At 68.4% G+C, this 18,448-nt stretch carries 13 protein-coding genes; 5 read left to right on the forward strand and 8 right to left on the reverse strand.

Going from position 1 to position 18,448, the window contains the following annotated elements; translation table 11 throughout:
• Positions 1 to 10 precede the first annotated feature (10 nt).
• From GHR20_RS15080 to GHR20_RS15100, 5 genes are read left to right on the forward strand one after another with little or no spacing between them, the layout of a single operon-like run.
• The gene (locus GHR20_RS15080) at positions 11 to 751 is read left to right on the forward strand and encodes a hypothetical protein (RefSeq protein ID WP_111586068.1); all 741 of its coding nucleotides are present in this window, start codon (positions 11 to 13) and stop codon (positions 749 to 751) included.
• Positions 748 to 2,871, forward strand: a complete 2,124-nt coding sequence (locus GHR20_RS15085; protein ID WP_111586067.1) for a hypothetical protein — start codon at positions 748 to 750, stop codon at positions 2,869 to 2,871. The genes GHR20_RS15080 and GHR20_RS15085 overlap by 4 nt, the downstream gene beginning before the upstream one ends.
• A gap of 33 nt (positions 2,872 to 2,904) precedes the next feature.
• Positions 2,905 to 3,963: a hypothetical protein gene (locus GHR20_RS15090; protein WP_243878029.1), complete on the forward strand. Its 1,059-nt coding sequence runs from the start codon at positions 2,905 to 2,907 to the stop codon at positions 3,961 to 3,963.
• A complete protein-coding gene (locus tag GHR20_RS15095; RefSeq protein WP_111586066.1) occupies positions 3,960 to 4,466 on the forward strand; it encodes a Pycsar system effector family protein in 507 nt (168 codons plus the stop codon). The genes GHR20_RS15090 and GHR20_RS15095 overlap by 4 nt, the downstream gene beginning before the upstream one ends.
• Positions 4,467 to 4,503: 37 nt before the next feature.
• Entirely contained in the window at positions 4,504 to 5,511 is a 1,008-nt protein-coding gene (locus GHR20_RS15100) for a M48 family metalloprotease (RefSeq protein ID WP_153813452.1), read from the forward strand.
• A gap of 57 nt (positions 5,512 to 5,568) precedes the next feature.
• Here GHR20_RS15100 and GHR20_RS15105 read toward each other — a convergent pair whose 3' ends face one another.
• From GHR20_RS15105 to nusG, 8 genes are all read right to left on the reverse strand, one after another.
• A complete protein-coding gene (locus GHR20_RS15105; protein WP_111586064.1) occupies positions 5,569 to 9,468 on the reverse strand; it encodes a DNA-directed RNA polymerase subunit beta' in 3,900 nt (1,299 codons plus the stop codon).
• Between the two features lie 97 nt (positions 9,469 to 9,565).
• Entirely contained in the window at positions 9,566 to 13,051 is a 3,486-nt protein-coding gene (gene rpoB, locus GHR20_RS15110; protein ID WP_111586063.1) for a DNA-directed RNA polymerase subunit beta, read from the reverse strand.
• Between the two features lie 569 nt (positions 13,052 to 13,620).
• Positions 13,621 to 14,007 carry a 50S ribosomal protein L7/L12 gene (gene rplL / locus GHR20_RS15115; protein WP_153813453.1) on the reverse strand — a complete coding sequence of 129 codons (387 nt, stop codon included), beginning with the start codon at positions 14,005 to 14,007 and terminating at the stop codon, positions 13,621 to 13,623.
• A gap of 111 nt (positions 14,008 to 14,118) precedes the next feature.
• Positions 14,119 to 14,649: a 50S ribosomal protein L10 gene (gene rplJ / locus GHR20_RS15120; protein WP_046419436.1), complete on the reverse strand. Its 531-nt coding sequence runs from the start codon at positions 14,647 to 14,649 to the stop codon at positions 14,119 to 14,121.
• A gap of 305 nt (positions 14,650 to 14,954) precedes the next feature.
• Positions 14,955 to 15,896 carry a hypothetical protein gene (locus tag GHR20_RS15125; RefSeq protein ID WP_153813454.1) on the reverse strand — a complete coding sequence of 314 codons (942 nt, stop codon included), beginning with the start codon at positions 15,894 to 15,896 and terminating at the stop codon, positions 14,955 to 14,957.
• A 168-nt stretch (positions 15,897 to 16,064) separates the two neighbouring features.
• A complete protein-coding gene (gene rplA / locus GHR20_RS15130; RefSeq protein ID WP_111586060.1) occupies positions 16,065 to 16,790 on the reverse strand; it encodes a 50S ribosomal protein L1 in 726 nt (241 codons plus the stop codon).
• Between the two features lie 98 nt (positions 16,791 to 16,888).
• Positions 16,889 to 17,323: a 50S ribosomal protein L11 gene (gene rplK, locus GHR20_RS15135; RefSeq protein ID WP_046419431.1), complete on the reverse strand. Its 435-nt coding sequence runs from the start codon at positions 17,321 to 17,323 to the stop codon at positions 16,889 to 16,891.
• A gap of 168 nt (positions 17,324 to 17,491) precedes the next feature.
• Entirely contained in the window at positions 17,492 to 18,403 is a 912-nt protein-coding gene (gene nusG, locus GHR20_RS15140) for a transcription termination/antitermination protein NusG (RefSeq protein ID WP_153813455.1), read from the reverse strand.
• Positions 18,404 to 18,448 lie beyond the last annotated feature (45 nt).

Consider the following 18,448-nt stretch of genomic DNA (forward strand, 5'->3'; position numbering starts at 1 on the left):
AGAGGCAGCCATGTCCGATCCCGTGTACCGCACCATCCTGCTCTTCGACATCGAGCAGTTCGGCTCCCGTGACGATGTGGAACAGGCCTACCTGCGCCGGATCCTCTACGACGTCGTCGACGCCACCCTCGTCGACGCCGGCGTGGACGAGGCGGCCGCGCTGCGCGCGGACCGCGGTGACTCCGTCATGGCCCTCATCGACACCCAGGTCTCTGTGTCTGCCCTGGTGAAGACGCTGCTGACCGAGACGCCGTCCCTGTTGCACAGCAAGAACCGCCTGCTCGCCGACAGCGCGCGGATGCGCCTGCGCATGGTGCTCTCCGCCGGCTACGTCGCCGTGGACGAACTGGACGGCTGGGTCGGCTCGGACCTCAATCACGCGGTACGGCTGCTGAACGCGGACCCGCTGCGGGACGCGCTCAAGCAGCGGGACGGCGACAGCGTGCTGTGTGTATCGGACGGTGTCTACAACGGCGTGGTCCGGCACGGCCCGCTGGGTGTCCGCCCCGAGGACTTTTACCGGGTGACCGCGGAAACCAAGGAGGGGCCCACGGTGGCGTGGCTGCACGGCGCACAGGTCCCGGCAGGGGCCCGGACCGCCGAGGCTGCTGCCACGAGCTCCCCCACGGCCGGAACGGCCACCGCCCAGGTCAATCACACCGGTGTCGCGGGCGACCAGTACGGCGTCAGCGGCGGCACCGTGCACGGCGATCTCCACTTCGGTCTCCCGGGCCGGGACGGCCGCCGATGAGCCAGGAGCCGGCGGCCGCCGCCGCGCCCGCCGCGGATCAGGCCGCGCAGGACGCCGAACAGGAGGAGCAGGCGGAGGCGCCAGAACGCAAGCGCCAGGAGGCCTGGGCCGCCCGCAGGGCGCTGATCCAGCACGGCCCCTCATTCGTCATGTCCCTGGACCGGACCGCCTCCGCCACGCAGGTCGGCCACGACCAGTTCGGGGTCAGCGGCGGCACGATCCACGGCAGTGTGCACAACTACTTCGGCGGCGCCCCTGCGCGCTCCGAGCATCTCTCCGGAGTGGTCCGCCCGGAGGAGATCACGAAGCTGGCCGAGGTCTTCCGCGGCTGTGCGAGCTTCGAGAAGGCTCTCGCCCGGCTCCGCACCGACCGGATCGTGATCCTCTCCGGCGGACGGGACACAGGCCGCTACTCGGCCGCGCTGATGCTGTTGCACCGTGCGACGGAGGGCGGCCCGGTGCGCAGTCTGGAGCGGCCCCGCTCACTGTCCGCGCTGCCGGACCGACTGGACCGCGCGGAGGGCTACTTCCTGAAGGACTTCACCGCCGACCGCAGCAACCCCGTGCGCGAGCCACAACTGCTGGGCCTGCGGGAGCAGCTGGAGCATTCCGGCGGCCATCTCGTCATCACGGTCGAACCGTCGACGGCCCTGGACGACGTCCCGTTCGTACGGTGGGAGCCGCCTCCGCCCGAAGAGATGCTGCACGCGCACGTCACGCTCCAGATCGGCGAGGAGGGCTGGCAGGAACTGTGCGCCCTGCGGCAGGTGAAGGAGTTTCTCGCCGGGCAGCATCAGCCGGCCATGCTGGAGGAGTTCGCCCAGCGGCTCGTCGCCGTACACCGCGGGGAGGCCGATGCACAAGCGCTCGCCGAATACAGTGAACGCGCCATCGGGGCACAGGTGACCCGATGGCTCACCGACGGGCAGCACGAGCTCCTGGAGAAGGCGTTCCTGATCTCGCTCGCCGTGTTCGACAAGGCGCCCTACGCGGTCGCCGCCGAACTCGGTGATGTCCTCTACGCCCGCCTCCAGCACACGGCCGACCCCGTCGAACGGCCCGTGATCCCGGTCTTCGGCGTCTCCCGGGAGGACCGGCTCCGGTCCGCACACGCCCGCGGCTACCTCGACGCCGAGGTGACCGAATGGGGCGTCATCGGCCAGTACATCGCCGAGTTCCAGGAGGAGCGCACCGCCAGGACACTGCTGGAGACGGTGTGGAACCTGCATCCCTCCGCCCGGCCCGCGCTGGTCGAGTGGATCCGCCGGCTCGCGGAGGACCGCCGCCCTCTGGTACGCACCCGGGCCGCCTCGGCGACCGCGCTCCTCGCCACCGCCGACTTCTCCTCCGCGCTGGCCCACCTCATCGAGCCGTGGGCGGACGACCAGGACCCCGACTCCTGGCTGATGGCCGCCAACACCCTCACCCTGGCCGATCTGCTGGGGGTCGGAACCATCCGCCCGCTGCTGCGGGGCTGGTGCACCGGAGACGTCGAGAGCCGTCGGTGGACCGCCATCCGTGCCTACAGCCTGCTCGGGCCCACGGCGCCCGAGGAGACCCTGGACGTCCTGCTGGACAGCATCCGGCAGCAGCCACAGCCCGAGCCCATCGACGAGGACGAGGAAATCCCGGAGAGCGCCCACCAGTTCGCCGACGCCCTGGAACTGCTGCTGCTCGCGGTGCGCGAACCCGTACTGGGCAAGCTCGCCGAATGCCTCGGCCGCGAACGCACGGTACGCGAGCACGCTCTGCTCGCCTTCCTCAAGGCCTGCAGGCAGACGGGGGAACCCGACGACCGCCCGCTGGTCCTCCAGTGGTACGCACAGGCCCGCGCGGGAGCCGAGCCGGACACCGAACGCCACCTCACCCTCTTCTGGCAGGCGCTGCTGGCCGACCGTACGACCAATGACGGCGCCTTGGACGTCCTCTCCGGCTGGGTCCGCCGGGCGGACGGCGAACCGGAGACCGAATCGGCCCTGGCCGCGCTCCTTCCGGCCGTCACCGCCGAGCCGCCCAACGACCGCCGGGTCGGCCACCGGCTACGCAGCCTGCGCGATTCCCCGCCCTCCCCCTCGCCGTCCGCCGCCCGGCTGCTGGACCTCCTGCCCCGCTCCTCGTGAGCGCGGCGGCGACCCGAGCACAGGAGACCGATCATGGAAGAGACACTCCCCGAACCGACGTCCACCAGCTCGGCGGAGCCGGCGCGGCCCTCCGCCGAACCGCTCGACTGGTTCCGCCAGTCACCCCAGAACGCCGACTCCGGCCCCCGGGACCCCGACCCGGTCCGCACGGTCCGGCAACTGCCCCGGTTCCGGCTCGTCACACGGCGCTTCACAGGACGCATCGACCACGCGCTGGTCTGCGTCACCCGCGCCGGCCGGTACGACACCTACCTCCCGCCCGACCGGCCCACCTCTGTACGGCGCTACACCGCCCTGTACGAGGTGGACACCGACCCGCACGGCTTCCGGCTCCAGGTGCCGCTGCCCAGCCTCGTCGACAGCTTCGAGTTCGAGGCCACCGCCGATGTCACCTGGCGCGTCATGAACCCGGAGGCCTTCGTGAGGAGCCAGGAGCGAGACGTACCCGCCCTCGTCACGCGGGAGCTGCTGCCGGGACTGCGGACCGCGTCCCGTGCCCACCGCATCGAGGACAGCGCCGAGGCCGAGCAGAACGTACAGCGGCAGGCGGCGGAGCACTGCCCGTCGATCGGCCTGGCCGAGGGACTACGGGTGCGCTGCACCCTGCGGCTGCGCCGAGACGCGGCCGAGCGGTCCCACCAGGCCCGGCTGCGCGACGCGCGGCACGCGGCAGCGGCCGTCGAGCCGGAGCACAAGGCGGCCCTGCTGCGCGAACGGTCCGAAGCCGAGCGCCGGGCCGAGCGAATCGGCTTCTACGAGCGCCAGCTGGCCAAGGGCGGTGTCGGGGCGCTGGCCCTGCACCTGGCCGTCCATCCCGAGGACACCTCGCTCGTCCTAGGTCACCTCAGCGGCGAACAGACGAAGCTGGTGGATCACCAACTGGAGCTGATCAAGCAGGTTCTCGACAGCCGCCGTCTGGAGGACTACCAGCTGGAGACGACCCGCGGCCTGGCCGCCGAGCGGATGGCGGCCCTGCTCAAGGCCACGGACCCGTTCGAGCGGGCCGCCGGGACACCGGTGGAACTGACGAAACCCGCACGTGCCGAGGGCATCACGCAGGAGGGCACATGACCACCGGGTCCTGGGACAGCCCGCGGATGCAGGCGGGCCTCCGGCTACTGGCCGACGTGCGGGCCGAGATCAGCCGCGCGGACACCAAGGCCGCCGTGCTCGTCGGTGTGCTCGGGCTGACGAGCGGAATCCTCGCCATGGTGCCGACCGGCCGGGGCCACCGGGCTCCGACGGCGGCCGCCGCACCGCTGTGGTGGGCCGGGGCCGGCTGCCTGGCCGTCTCCCTCTTCGCGCTGCTCCTCGCGGTGGTCCCCCGCTACGGCACCGACCGCTGGGAACCCGGCCGGCCGCTCACCTACTTCGGAGACGTGCACCGGGCCGCACGCACGGGCGAGTTGCCCGAAGCTCTTACGGACACCGGACGCGATCCGTTCGGCGCACTGCTGCTCGCGCTCACCGAGGCCAGCCGCATCACGACACGTAAACACGCATGGATCCGTACAGGTCTGATCGCTTTCGCCTGCGCGGTGGTGCTTCTGCCCTGCTCGCTGCTCATCGGCTGAACCGTCCCGTGTCCGTCAGCTTTCGAAGGGAAGCGCCATGCCCACTCCCGGCGAGACAGCGAAGTCCGCACCCACTCCGGCCGACGGGGCCAGCCCCGCCTCTGCGCCCGCCACGCCGTTGCTCCGGACCGGCCGGATTCATATCTCCGCCCGACAGCGGGGCGCCGACATCACCGCGCTCGTCCGGCTGGCCCTGCACCTGCCCCAGGTGCTCCTCAGCGCGGCCGTGGTCCTCGCGACCGCGTGCACCGTGGAGGCGCTGGGAGGGCCACCCTGGTGGCTCGGCTTCGCGGGCTGGGCGCTCAGTGGTCTCCTCCTCTTCCACCGGCCCTGCGAACGGGTCATCGCGCGTCGGCTGTTCGGACTGCGCTACCCCACGCCGAAAGAGGCCCCCACGCTGCGGGCCGTCTGGCGCGAGGTCACCGCCCGGGCCGGAGTGGATGGCGCCGCCTACCAACTGTGGGTCGAGGAAAGCCCGGAACTGAACGCCATGGCGACGGCCGGTCATATCGTCGGTGTGACCAGCCACTCCCTGAGTTCACTCCCGCCGCCCCAGCTCGCCGGTGTGCTCGCCCACGAGCTGGGCCACCAAGTCCGGGGGCACGCGTGGGCGACCCTGCTGGTCCTCTGGTACGCGCTACCCGGCCGGCTCGCCGCGCGACTCCTGTGGCGGCTGGCGAAACGGACGGACCGGATGTCCGCCGGGGCAACGCTGATCACGGCGATTGTCATCGGGGCAGTCGTGATCGCCCTGGTCACCGCGACGTACGGACTGATCCTGTTTCCCCTGATCACGCCGTACCTGGCGGCGGCGGTCTCCCGGCGCTCGGAATTGCGGGCGGACGATCACGCGGCGGATCTCGGTTTCGCCGCCGAGCTCATGGCGGTGCTCGGCGACGAGAGCGAACGGGAGCCCGTACAACGGCCCGAGCGCCGGAGCCTCGGCAGCGCGGACGAGCCGGTGCTCACCCGGTTGCTGGATTCCCATCCGGACATCCACACCCGCCTGCATCACCTGCAGGCGCGGCTGGAACGCCGGCGCTGACACGCCGAAGGGCGGCCACCCCCCCGATGGGGAGTGGCCGCCCTTCAGACTGCCCGCTTACTGGTTGTACGGACCGTAGTCGTAGTCCTCCAGCGGAACGGCCTGGCCGGAGCCCGTGCCGAACGGCGAGTAGTCGATGTCGTCGTAGCCGACGGCCGAGTACATCGCGGCCTTGGCCTCCTCGGTCGGCTCCACCCGGATGTTGCGGTAGCGGGACAGACCCGTACCGGCCGGGATGAGCTTACCGATGATGACGTTCTCCTTGAGGCCGATGAGGCTGTCGGACTTGGCGTTGATCGCCGCATCCGTCAGGACTCGGGTCGTCTCCTGGAAGGAGGCGGCCGACAGCCAGGACTCCGTCGCCAGCGACGCCTTGGTGATACCCATCAGCTGCGGACGGCCGGAGGCGGGGTGACCGCCCTCCTGGACCACACGACGGTTCTCGGTCTCGAACTTCGAACGCTCGACCAGCTCGCCGGGCAGCAGCTCCGCGTCGCCCGACTCGATGATCGTCACCCGGCGCAGCATCTGCCGGATGATGATCTCGATGTGCTTGTCGTGGATCGACACACCCTGCGAGTTGTAGACCTTCTGGACCTCGCCGACCAGGTGGACCTGGACGGCACGCTGACCCAGGATGCGCAGCACGTCGTGCGGGTTGGTGGCACCCACGGTGAGCTGCTGGCCCACCTCGACGTGCTCGCCCTCGCGGACCAGGACCTTGGCGCGCTTCGAGATCGGGAACGGCGTCTCGTCGCTGCCGTCGTCCGGGGTGACGACGAGCTTCTTCGTCTTCTCGGTCTCCTCGATCCGCACGCGGCCGGAAGCCTCGGAGATCGGGGCGACACCCTTCGGGGTACGGGCCTCGAAGAGCTCGACGACACGCGGCAGACCCTGGGTGATGTCGTCACCGGCCACACCACCGGTGTGGAAGGTACGCATCGTCAGCTGGGTACCGGGCTCACCGATGGACTGGGCGGCGATAATGCCGACCGCCTCACCGATGTCGACCAGCTTGCCGGTGGCCAGCGAACGGCCGTAGCACATCGCGCAGGTGCCGACGGCGGACTCACAGGTCAGGACCGAGCGGGTCTTGACCGTCTCCACACCGTGCTTGACCAGCTCGTCGATGAGCACGTCGCCGAGGTCGGTACCGGCCGGGGCCAGCACCTTGCCGTCGACCACGATGTCCTCGGCGAGGCAGCGCGCGTACACCGACGTCTCGACGTTGCCCGTCTTGCGCAGGACACCGTCCTCGCCACGCTCGGCGATCGCCAGCTTGAGGCCGCGCTCGGTGCCGCAGTCCTCCTCGCGGATGATGACGTCCTGGGAGACGTCGACCAGACGACGGGTGAGGTAACCCGAGTCGGCGGTACGCAGAGCGGTGTCCGCCAGACCCTTACGGGCACCGTGGGTGGAGATGAAGTACTCCAGCACGGACAGGCCCTCACGGAACGAGGCCTTGATCGGACGCGGGATGGTCTCGTTCTTCGCGTTCGACACCAGACCACGCATACCGGCGATCTGCCGCATCTGCATCATGTTTCCTCGGGCACCCGAGTCAACCATCATGAAGATGGGGTTGGTCTTGGGGAAGTTCTCGTTCATCGCCTCGGCGACCTCGTTGGTCGCCTTGGTCCAGATCGCGATGAGCTCCTGAGTGCGCTCTTCCTTGGTGATCAGACCGCGCTCGTACTGCTTCTGGACCTTCTCGTCCTGGGCCTCGTAGCCCGCGACGATGGCCTTCTTGGCCTCGGGCACGACGACGTCGGAGATGGCCACGGTGACACCCGAGCGGGTACCCCAGTAGAAGCCGGCCGCCTTCAGGTTGTCGAGCGTCGCCGCCACGATCACCTTGGGGTAGCGCTCCGCCAGATCGTTGACGATCTCGCCGAGCTGCTTCTTGCCCACCGAGTAGTCGACGAACGGGTAGTCCTCGGGCAGCAGCTCGTTGAAGAGCGCGCGGCCCAGGGTGGTGCGCAGACGGAACGAGTCCCCCTGCTGCCACTCGGGCTCGCCCTCCTCGCGGGCCGGCGGGGTCCAGCCGCGCGGCGGGATGGTGCCCACCGGGAAGCGGATGTCGACCGCGGACTGCAGCGACAGCTCGCCCGCGTCGAACGCCATGGTCGCCTCGGCCGTGGAGCCGAACGCGCGGCCCTCGCCCTTGACGTCCCGCAGCTCGCCGTCGGTGGTGAGGAAGAACAGACCGAGGACCATGTCCTGGGTCGGCATCGTCACCGGGCGGCCGTCGGCCGGCTTGAGGATGTTGTTCGAGGACAGCATCAGGATGCGGGCCTCGGCCTGCGCCTCCGCGGACAGCGGCAGGTGCACGGCCATCTGGTCACCGTCGAAGTCCGCGTTGAACGCGGTGCAGACGAGCGGGTGGATCTGGATGGCCTTGCCCTCGACCAGCTGCGGCTCGAACGCCTGGATGCCGAGGCGGTGCAGGGTGGGCGCACGGTTCAGCAGCACCGGGTGCTCGGCGATGACCTCTTCGAGGACGTCGTACACCACGGTGCGGCCGCGCTCGACCATGCGCTTGGCCGACTTGATGTTCTGCGCGTGGTTCAGGTCGACCAGGCGCTTCATCACGAACGGCTTGAACAGCTCCAGGGCCATCGCCTTGGGCAGACCGCACTGGTGCAGCTTGAGCTGCGGGCCGACGACGATGACGGAACGCGCCGAGTAGTCGACACGCTTGCCGAGCAGGTTCTGACGGAATCGACCCTGCTTACCCTTCAGCATGTCGCTGAGGGACTTCAGCGGACGGTTGCCGGGGCCCGTCACCGGGCGGCCGCGACGGCCGTTGTCGAAGAGGGCGTCGACCGCCTCCTGGAGCATGCGCTTCTCGTTGTTCACGATGATCTCGGGCGCGCCGAGGTCGAGAAGCCGCTTCAGGCGGTTGTTGCGGTTGATGACACGGCGGTACAGGTCGTTCAGGTCGGAGGTCGCGAAGCGGCCACCGTCCAGCTGCACCATCGGACGCAGGTCCGGCGGGATGACCGGGACGCAGTCCAGGACCATGCCCTTGGGGCTGTTGGAGGTCTGCAGGAACGCGGAGACGACCTTCAGCCGCTTGAGGGCACGGGTCTTCTTCTGGCCCTTGCCGGTGCGGATGATCTCGCGGAGCTTCTCGGCCTCTTCGTCGAGGTCGAAGGACTCCAGGCGCTTCTGGAGCGCCGCGGCGCCCATCGAGCCGTCGAAGTACGTGCCGAAGCGGTCGCGCAGCTCGCGGTAGAGCAGCTCGTCGCCCTCGAGGTCCTGGACCTTGAGGTTCTTGAACCGGTTCCACACCTCGTCGAGGCGGTCGATCTCGCGCTGCGCGCGGTCGCGCAGCTGCTTCATCTCACGCTCGGCACCCTCGCGCACCTTGCGGCGCACGTCCGCCTTGGCGCCCTCGGCCTCCAGCTCGGCCAGGTCGGTCTCGAGCTTCTTGGCGCGGGCCTCCAGGTCGGAGTCACGGCGGTTCTCGATGTGCTGGCGCTCGACCGAGACATGCGCCTCCAGGGAGGGCAGGTCGCGGGTACGGCGCTCCTCGTCGACGTACGTGATCATGTACGCCGCGAAGTAGATGACCTTCTCCAGGTCCTTCGGGGCGAGGTCCAGCAGGTAGCCCAGCCGGGACGGGACGCCCTTGAAGTACCAGATGTGGGTGACGGGGGCGGCGAGCTCGATGTGGCCCATCCGCTCACGGCGCACCTTGGCGCGCGTGACCTCGACGCCACAGCGCTCGCAGATGATGCCCTTGAAGCGGACACGCTTGTACTTGCCGCAGTAGCACTCCCAGTCCCGGGTGGGACCGAAGATCTTCTCGCAGAAGAGCCCGTCCTTTTCCGGCTTCAGGGTGCGGTAGTTGATCGTCTCGGGCTTCTTGACCTCACCGTGGCTCCACTGACGGATGTCGTCAGCGGTGGCCAGGCCGATCCGGAGCTCGTCGAAGAAGTTGACGTCGAGCACTATGCGTCAATCCCTCTCAGGGTCGTAAGTCTGTGGTCTGAAACGGGGGCCTGGGGGTCGGCGGGGCCCTGTGGGTGAGGGCCCCGCCGGACTCCCGTCAGACCTCTTCGACGCTGCTCGGCTCGCGCCGGGACAGGTCGATGCCGAGCTCCTCCGCAGCGCGGAAGACATCCTCGTCGGTGTCACGCATCTCGATGGACATGCCGTCGCTGGACAGCACCTCCACGTTCAGGCAGAGCGACTGCATCTCCTTGATGAGCACCTTGAAGGACTCGGGGATGCCGGGCTCGGGAATGTTCTCGCCCTTGACGATGGCCTCGTAGACCTTCACGCGGCCGGTGACGTCGTCGGACTTGATGGTCAGCAGTTCCTGGAGGGCGTACGCGGCGCCGTATGCCTCAAGGGCCCACACCTCCATCTCGCCGAAGCGCTGGCCACCGAACTGCGCCTTACCACCCAGCGGCTGCTGGGTGATCATCGAGTACGGGCCGGTCGAACGCGCGTGCAGCTTGTCGTCGACCAGGTGGTGCAGCTTCAGGATGTACATGTAGCCGACCGAGATCGGGTCCGGGAACGGCTCACCGCTACGGCCGTCGAACAGCCGCGCCTTGCCGGACGGGAGCACCATGCGCTCGCCGTCGCGGTTCGGGATGGTGTGCTGGAGCAGACCCGCCAGCTCGTCCTCGCGGGCACCGTCGAACACCGGGGTGGCGACGTTGGTGCGCGGGGCGACCTGGTCGGCGCCGATGGCCTGCAGGCGCTGGGCCCACTCGTCGGCGAGACCGGAGACGTCCCAGCCGCGGCTGGCGAGCCAGCCGAGGTGGATCTCCAGGACCTGTCCCGGGTTCATTCGGGACGGCACACCCAGCGGGTTCAGGATGATGTCGACCGGGGTGCCGTCCTCCAGGAACGGCATGTCCTCGATCGGCAGGATCTTGGAGATGACACCCTTGTTGCCGTGACGGCCGGCGAGCTTGTCACCGTCGGTGATCTTGCGCTTCTGCGCGACGTAGACGCGGACCAGCTGGTTCACGCCCGGCGGCAGCTCGTCGCCCTCCTCGCGGTCGAAGACGCGCACGCCGATGACCTTGCCGGTCTCGCCGTGCGGCACCTTCAGCGAGGTGTCGCGGACCTCACGGGCCTTCTCACCGAAGATGGCGCGCAGCAGGCGCTCCTCCGGGGTCAGCTCGGTCTCACCCTTGGGCGTGACCTTGCCGACGAGGATGTCGCCGGCGATGACCTCGGCGCCGATGCGGATGATGCCGCGCTCGTCGAGGTCGGCGAGGACCTCCTCGGAGACGTTCGGGATGTCCCGGGTGATCTCCTCGGGGCCGAGCTTGGTGTCACGGGCGTCGACCTCGTGCTCCTCGATGTGGATCGAGGAGAGGACGTCGTCCTGCACGAGGCGCTGCGACAGGATGATCGCGTCCTCGTAGTTGTGACCCTCCCACGGCATGAACGCCACGAGCAGGTTCTTGCCCAGGGCCATCTCACCGTTCTCGGTGGCCGGACCGTCGGCGAGGACCTGGCCCTCGATGATCCGGTCGCCCTCGTTGACGATGACCTTCTGGTTGACCGAGGTGCCCTGGTTGGAGCGGGAGAACTTGTGCAGGCGGTACGTGATGTACGTGCCGTCGTCGTTCGCCGTGGTGATGTAGTCCGCGGAGACCTCCTGGACCACACCCGCCTTCTCGGCCTTGACCACGTCGCCGGCGTCGACGGCGGAGCGGTACTCCATGCCGGTACCGACGAGCGGGGCCTCCGACTTAATCAGCGGAACGGCCTGACGCATCATGTTCGCGCCCATGAGGGCACGGTTGGCGTCGTCGTGCTCGAGGAAGGGGATCATGGCCGTCGCGACCGACACCATCTGGCGCGGCGAGACGTCCATGTAGTCCACGTCGGCGCCGCCGACGTAGTCGACCTCGCCGCCGCGGCGGCGGACCAGCACGCGGGCCTCGGCGAAGCGCAGCTCGTCCGTCAGCGGGGCGTTGGCCTGCGCGATGACGAAGCGGTCCTCCTCGTCGGCGGTCAGGTAGTCGACCTCGTCGGTGACCTGGCCGTCGATGACCTTGCGGTACGGGGTCTCGACGAAACCGAACGCGTTGACCCGGCCGTAGGAGGCGAGCGAGCCGATCAGACCGATGTTCGGGCCTTCGGGCGTCTCGATCGGGCACATGCGGCCGTAGTGCGAGGGGTGCACGTCACGGACCTCGAAGCCGGCCCGCTCACGGGAGAGACCACCCGGGCCAAGAGCCGACAGACGGCGCTTGTGGGTGAGACCCGACAGCGGGTTGTTCTGGTCCATGAACTGCGACAGCTGGCTGGTGCCGAAGAACTCCTTGATGGAGGCGACGACCGGCCGGATGTTGATCAGGGTCTGCGGCGTGATCGCCTCGACGTCCTGGGTGGTCATGCGCTCGCGCACGACGCGCTCCATACGAGCCAGACCCGTGCGGACCTGGTTCTGGATGAGCTCGCCGACGCTGCGCAGACGACGGTTGCCGAAGTGGTCGATGTCGTCGGTCTCGACGACGATCGTGTCGCCGCTGTCGCCCGTGGTCTCGGTCTCGCCGGCGTGCAGCTGCACCAGGTACTTGATCGTCGAGATGATGTCCTCGACGGTCAGGATGCCCGCGTCCAGCGGGGCGTCGGCGCCCAGCTTCTTGTTGACCTTGTAGCGGCCGACCTTGGCGAGGTCGTAGCGCTTCGGGTTGAAGTAGAGGTTCTCGAGCAGCGTCTGCGCGGCCTCACGCGTGGGGGGCTCGCCCGGACGCAGCTTGCGGTAGATGTCGAGCAGCGCGTCGTCCTGGCCCTGGGTGTGGTCCTTCTCCAGGGTGGCGCGCATCGACTCGTAGTCGCCGAACTCTTCGAGGATCTGCTCGGTGGTCCAGCCGAGCGCCTTCAGAAGGACGGTGACCGACTGCTTGCGCTTGCGGTCGATGCGCACACCGACCATGTCGCGCTTGTCGATCTCCATCTCCAGCCAGGCACCCCGGGACGGGATGATCTTGGCGGAGAAGATGTCCTTGTCGGACGTCTTGTCGATGGAGGAGTCGAAGTAGACACCGGGGGAACGGACCAGCTGAGACACCACGACACGCTCGGTGCCGTTGATGACGAAGGTGCCCTTGTTCGTCATGAGCGGGAAGTCGCCCATGAAGACCGTCTGGGACTTGATCTCACCGGTCTCGTTGTTGGTGAACTCGGCGGTGACGAAGAGCGGAGCGGCGTACGTGAAGTCGCGGTCCTTGCACTCGTCGATGGAGTTCTTCGGCGGCTCGAAGCGGTGGTCCCGGAACGTCAGGGACATCGACCCGGAGAAGTCCTCGATCGGGGAGATCTCCTCGAAGATCTCCTCCAGACCGGACTTGGTGGGGACGTCCTGACCGTTCTCCAGAGCCTCCTCGACCCGACTCTGCCAAGCGGTGTTGCCGAGCAGCCAGTCAAAGCTCTCGGTCTGCAGCGCGAGCAGGTTCGGAACCTCGAGAGGCTCCTTGATCTTTGCAAAGGAAATGCGCAGCGGGGCGGTGCTTGCGCCGTTGTTCGTATTCGCGGTCGAGGCGTTGCGCGAGGCGGCCAAGAGGGGGTCCTTCCGAGGGCTCGGACTCACTACGCGCGTACCGGCCCCTCCCTCAAACACGGAGGCGGAAACCCCAGGTCAGGGGGGCTTCGGTCATCGATGCTCGAGTGAGGGCAGACCCCTGGTGACGGGCAGGGGACAGCTAACAGGCAGCGCAAAGGGTCAGTGTAGCCACTTGGCACACTGATGTCCAGTGCGGGTTTGTCGAGACCCTCGCTGTGCTCACCGCTCTTGTCAACGCCCTCGGCATGCTGCCCTTCAACGCACGTTGATACTGCCCTCTTCGCCGTCGATCCATGCCTCGGATTCGGATCGTTGTGACGACGCGTCCTGAGAATTGCGCGCTGCGTGCGGTTCGTCAAGAGCTCCCCACCGGAACCGGGCCGTCCGGGAGACACGACGAAGATCACCATACCTCCCGCGACCGCGAGCGCAAGGCAACCGCGGTCACCCTCCGCATACGCCGAAGAGCGACCACCCGGATGGATGATCGCTCTTCGGTGCGTTCGCGTTACAGCCCTACAGGGCCGAATTCAGCGCGCGTTCGAGTCCTGCGGACCCGTGAGGTGTTACTTGACCTCGACGGAGGCGCCGGCGCCCTTGAGGGACTCGGCGGCCTTCTCCGCGGCCTCCTTGTTGACCTTCTCGAGGACGGGCTTCGGGGTGCCGTCCACCAGGTCCTTGGCCTCCTTGAGGCCGAGGGAGGTGAGCTCGCGCACGACCTTGATGACCTGGATCTTCTTCTCGCCGGCACCGGTGAGGATGACGTCGAACTCGTCCTGCTCCTCGACGGCCTCAGCGGCGCCGCCAGCGGCACCACCGGCGACGACGACCGGCGCGGCAGCGGCGGCGGTGACGTCGAACTTCTCCTCGAAGGCCTTCACGAACTCGGAGAGCTCGATGAGGGTCATCTCCTCGAACTGGGCAAGCAGCTCGTCCTGGGTGAGCTTCGCCATGATGGCGGTCCTTCCACTCAATCGGCAGGTGCCGGATGTACTGGGTAAGGCGGGCGTACGTCGGCCCGCTGCGACCCGCGCCGGTTGGTGCGGGTCAGAAAGCGAGCCGAATTACTCGGCACCGCCCTGCTCGGCCTGCTTGGCGCGCAGCGCGTCCACGGTGCGGACGAGCTTCGACGGCAGCGCCTGGAAGAGGGAGGCAGCCTGGGACTGCTTCCCCTTGAAGGCACCGGCCAGCTTGCTGAGCAGAACCTCGCGGGACTCGAGGTCCGCAAGCTTCTTGATCTCGTCGGCAGACATCGCCTTGCCGTCAAGGACGCCGCCCTTGATGACGAGATTCGGGTTGTCCTTGGCGAAGTCACGGAGACCCTTCGCCGACTCCACCGGGTCACCGGTGACGAAGGCGACGGCCGTCGGACCAGCGAAGAGCTGGTCGTCCAGCGCGATCCCGGCCTCGTTGGCCGCAATCTTGGTCAGCGTGTTCTTCACCACGGCGTACTGGGCGTTCTCACCGAGCGACCGGCGCAGCGTCTTGAGCTGCGCCACGGTGAGACCGCGGTACTCGGTCAGCACGGCGGCGTTGGAGCTGCGGAACTTGTCCGTCAGCTCCGCAACCGCGGCAGCCTTGTCGGGCCTCGCCATAGAGCCTCGGCCTCCTTCCGGGTGATTCGGACCGCGCGGACCCGAAGGAGGACTGGGTAAAACAAACGCCCCGGCGCAGGCGCTCGGGGCGGACTCGACCGGCCGCACACGCGCTCGGCGCGCGCACTCCGGGAGTTCTTCCACTGACACCTGCGCGGGTCGTCCACTTTTCAGTGGATCCTTCGGCCACCGCGCCCTCTACGAGCGCGCGGCAACGACCAGCGGTCTTTGGCTTCGGGGATGACAGTACGGGACCGGGGCGCCGCGGGGCAAATCGAGCCCGCGACGCCCCGGTCCCGGTGAGATCAGGAGGTGAGGCCGGTGCCGCCGGCCGTGGTGCCGCCCGAGGGGCTGTTGGCGCCGCCGGACTTCATCATGTCCGCGATGTCCATCGTGTCGGCGGCCGGCGGCGCCTCGGCGGAGACCGCCACGCCGTAGTCGCTGTAGTGGGCGGTGCTGTTCAGCGTGCCGTTGGCGGTGGCCGCCTTCTCGGTCTTCTTGACCAGCAGGTTCTGGTCGTTGACCCAGATGTCGATGGCGTCCGTCGTGACACCGGACTGCTTCAGCTGCTGCTTGAGGGCGGTGAGCTGGCCGGCGCTGAGGTTGCCGCCCTTGCCCGCGAGAGCGGCGACGTCCATGGTGCCCGCGTAGTGCGTGGTGTGCTGCCCGTCGACGGTCTCCGTGCCGACCTTCTTGACGTCCCCGGAGGCCAGCAGCATCTTCACCGACTGGTTCGGCGTCGCGGTCTGGAGCTGGTCCTTCATGTACGCGCCGGAGGCGCCGCCGGCCTTGGCCAGGTAGTCGTAGTCGTACTTGACCCAGTGCTTGCCGCCGGCTTGCTGGGCGAACGCGTCGCTCATCTTCGCGTAGAAGGCGTCCGGCAGATAGCGGGCCTCCATGCGCGCGGTGCCGGCCTTGCGCATCGCGTCGGCCATCTTGCCGCCGGTGTACGTGACGGTCATGTTGCCCTTGAGGCCGTCGCCCCACGCGAGCGTGCCGTCGGCGTTCATCGCCATGATGTCGCCCATGGACGTGGTGGAGCGCACCTTGGCCGACTCGGCCTTGTCCGTGGACTGCTCGACATCGCGCAGTACGGCCGCGACAGGGCTCAGGTGGACCTTGCCGGCACCCGACGCCTTGCTGTCGCCCTTCCCGGAGTCCGAGGAGCCGCAGGCGGCCAGTCCGGTCAGTGCCGCCACCACGGCCACGGAAAGGGTCACCCGGCGAACGGTCGTCGTGCTCTTCATTCTTGTCCTACCCCCTGCGAATCGTCTGCGCGCAGCCTAGTGCCGGCCACCGACAGTCGTACGACGAACAGGTCGTACACAGAAAGGACGGGCCCCGCACCTCAACGGTTGCGGGGCCCGCCCTTCAGTCACGCGTACCGGACGCGGCTACCGGGGTGAGCGCGGGGCTCAGACGGCGGCCGGGTCCTCCTCGACGAGGAGGTTGCGGGTACGGTTCGGGTCGAGCTGGATGCCGGGACCCATCGTGGTGGTGAGGGCGGCCTTCTTGATGTAGCGGCCCTTCGCGGCGGACGGCTTCAGACGGAGGATCTCCTCCAGCGCGGCGCCGTAGTTCTCCACCAGCTTGGCGTCGTCGAAGGACACCTTGCCGATGATGAAGTGCAGGTTCGAGTGCTTGTCGACGCGGAACTCGATCTTGCCGCCCTTGATGTCCGTGACGGCCTTGGTCACGTCGGGGGTGACGGTGCCGGTCTTCGGGTTCGGCATCAGACCACGGGGGCCGAGGACGCGGCCGAGGCGGCCGACCTTGCCCATGAGGTCCGGGGTGGCGACGACGGCGTCGAAGTCCAGGCGGCCCTTCGAGACCTCGTCGATCAGCTCGTCGGCGCCGACGATGTCGGCGCCCGCGGCACGCGCGGCCTCGGCACGGTCACCGGTCGCGAAGACCAGGACCCGGGCGGTCTTACCGGTGCCGTGCGGAAGGTTCACGGTGCCACGGACCATCTGGTCGGCCTTGCGCGGGTCGACACCCAGACGGAAGGCGACCTCGACGGTGCCGTCGAACTTGGTCGTGGAGGTCTCCTTGGCGAGACGGACGGCCTCGAGCGGGGCGTACAGCTTCTCCCGGTCGATCTTGGCGTCCGCAGCGCGGAGAGCCTTGCTGCGCTTGCTCACAACTTGCTCCTGTGTGTTCTGAAAGGAGTCGTGGTCTCCGGGCCGAGCAGGCCCTGCCACGTGCGACCGGCTACGGCCGCATTACCTGCTGGTGGTGGTCAGCCCTCGACCGTGACGCCCATGGAGCGCGCGGTACCGGCGATGATCTTCGCCGCGGCGTCCAGGTCGTTCGCGTTCAGGTCGGGCATCTTGGTCGTGGCGATCTCGCGGACCTGCGCCTCGGTGATCTTGGCGACCTTGGTCTTGTGCGGCTCGCCGGAGCCCTTCTCCACACCCGCGGCCTTGAGGATCATCTTGGCGGCCGGCGGCGTCTTGGTGACGAAGGTGAAGGAGCGGTCCTCGTAGACCGTGATCTCCACCGGGATGACCCAGCCACGCTGCGACTCGGTCGCGGCGTTGTAGGCCTTGCAGAACTCCATGATGTTGACGCCGTGCTGACCCAGCGCCGGGCCGACCGGCGGAGCCGGGTTGGCGGCACCGGCCTGGATCTGGAGCTTGATGAGCCCCGTGACCTTCTTCTTCTTGGGAGGCATAGCTCTCCGGGTCCTTTCGATTCGGGTCCTGCCCGCTTCCGGGGACAACCCGGACGCAGGCATACCGCACAACGATAACGGGTATAGATGCGCGGCCAAAAACCGAGCAGGTCAGACGGGCTGCGATCAGCCCGTCCGACCTGTTCGGAAGCGGTGGTCCAGAAGGGACTAGTTCTTCTGGATCTGGTCGAAGGAGAGCTCGACCGGCGTCTCGCGGCCGAAGATCTCCACCAGGCCCTTGACCTTCTTGGAGTCGGCGTTGATCTCGTTGATCGTCGCCTGGAGGGTGGCGAAGGGGCCGTCGGTGACGGTGACCGAGTCGCCGACCTCGAAGTCCAGCACCTGGACCTCGACCTTGCGCTGCGGCGCGGGCTTGCCCTCGGCCTCGGCGGCCTCGCGGGCGGCCTTCTCCTCGGCCTCCGGGGCGAGCATCTTGACGATCTCGTCCAGGGTCAGCGGGTACGGGTCGTACGCGTTGCCCACGAAGCCGGTGACGCCCGGGGTGTTGCGGACGACGCCCCAGGACTCGTTGGTCAGGTCCATGCGGACCAGGACGTAACCCGGCAGCTTGTTCTGCTTGATCGTCTTGCGGTCGCCGTTCTTGATCTGGACGACCTCTTCCTGCGGCACCTCGGCCTGGAAGATGTAGTCCTCGACGTTCAGCGAGACGGCGCGCTGCTCCAGGTTGGTCTTCACGCGGTTCTCGTAGCCGGCGTACGTGTGGATGACGTACCACTCGCCGGGCAGGGTGCGCAGTTCGTCGCGCAGGGCCTGGACGGGGTCGACCGGCGCGGCCGGCTCCTCCTCGACGGCCTCGGCGGCGGCGTCCTCGTCGCCCTCCTCGGCGTCCTCGTCCTCGGCGTCGGCGGCGGGGGCCTCGGGGGCCTCCTGCTCGTCCGCGTCGTCCGCGTCCTCGGTGTGCAGCGCGGCCTCCTCGGCCGGCTCGCCCGCCTCGGCCTCGGCAGCCTCGAACTCGTCCTGCTCGTCCGCGCCCTCGACGATGTCGAGCTCGTCGTCCACCATCTCGGCAGCGTTCCCGCGAGGCTCGGTGGCGTCGTCGTTCAGGTTCGGGTCAGACACGATGGCTGCTTCTTCCTGGTTACATAGGGGTGGAACATGCGAAAA

It is taken from the genome of Streptomyces sp. SUK 48, assembly GCF_009650765.1.
Taxonomy (GTDB): domain Bacteria; phylum Actinomycetota; class Actinomycetes; order Streptomycetales; family Streptomycetaceae; genus Streptomyces.

Bases quoted from the DNA above. Each gene is read 5' to 3' on its own strand.
- GHR20_RS15080 (WP_111586068.1), top strand. From the start codon at position 11: ATGTCCGATCCCGTGTACCGCACCATCCTGCTCTTCGACATCGAGCAG.
- GHR20_RS15085 (WP_111586067.1), top strand. From the start codon at position 748: ATGAGCCAGGAGCCGGCGGCCGCCGCCGCGCCCGCCGCGGATCAGGCC.
- GHR20_RS15090 (WP_243878029.1), top strand. From the start codon at position 2,905: ATGGAAGAGACACTCCCCGAACCGACGTCCACCAGCTCGGCGGAGCCG.
- GHR20_RS15095 (WP_111586066.1), top strand. From the start codon at position 3,960: ATGACCACCGGGTCCTGGGACAGCCCGCGGATGCAGGCGGGCCTCCGG.
- GHR20_RS15100 (WP_153813452.1), top strand. From the start codon at position 4,504: ATGCCCACTCCCGGCGAGACAGCGAAGTCCGCACCCACTCCGGCCGAC.
- rplL (WP_153813453.1), bottom strand. From the start codon at position 14,007: ATGGCGAAGCTCACCCAGGACGAGCTGCTTGCCCAGTTCGAGGAGATG.
- rplJ (WP_046419436.1), bottom strand. From the start codon at position 14,649: ATGGCGAGGCCCGACAAGGCTGCCGCGGTTGCGGAGCTGACGGACAAG.
- GHR20_RS15125 (WP_153813454.1), bottom strand. From the start codon at position 15,896: ATGAAGAGCACGACGACCGTTCGCCGGGTGACCCTTTCCGTGGCCGTG.
- rplK (WP_046419431.1), bottom strand. From the start codon at position 17,323: ATGCCTCCCAAGAAGAAGAAGGTCACGGGGCTCATCAAGCTCCAGATC.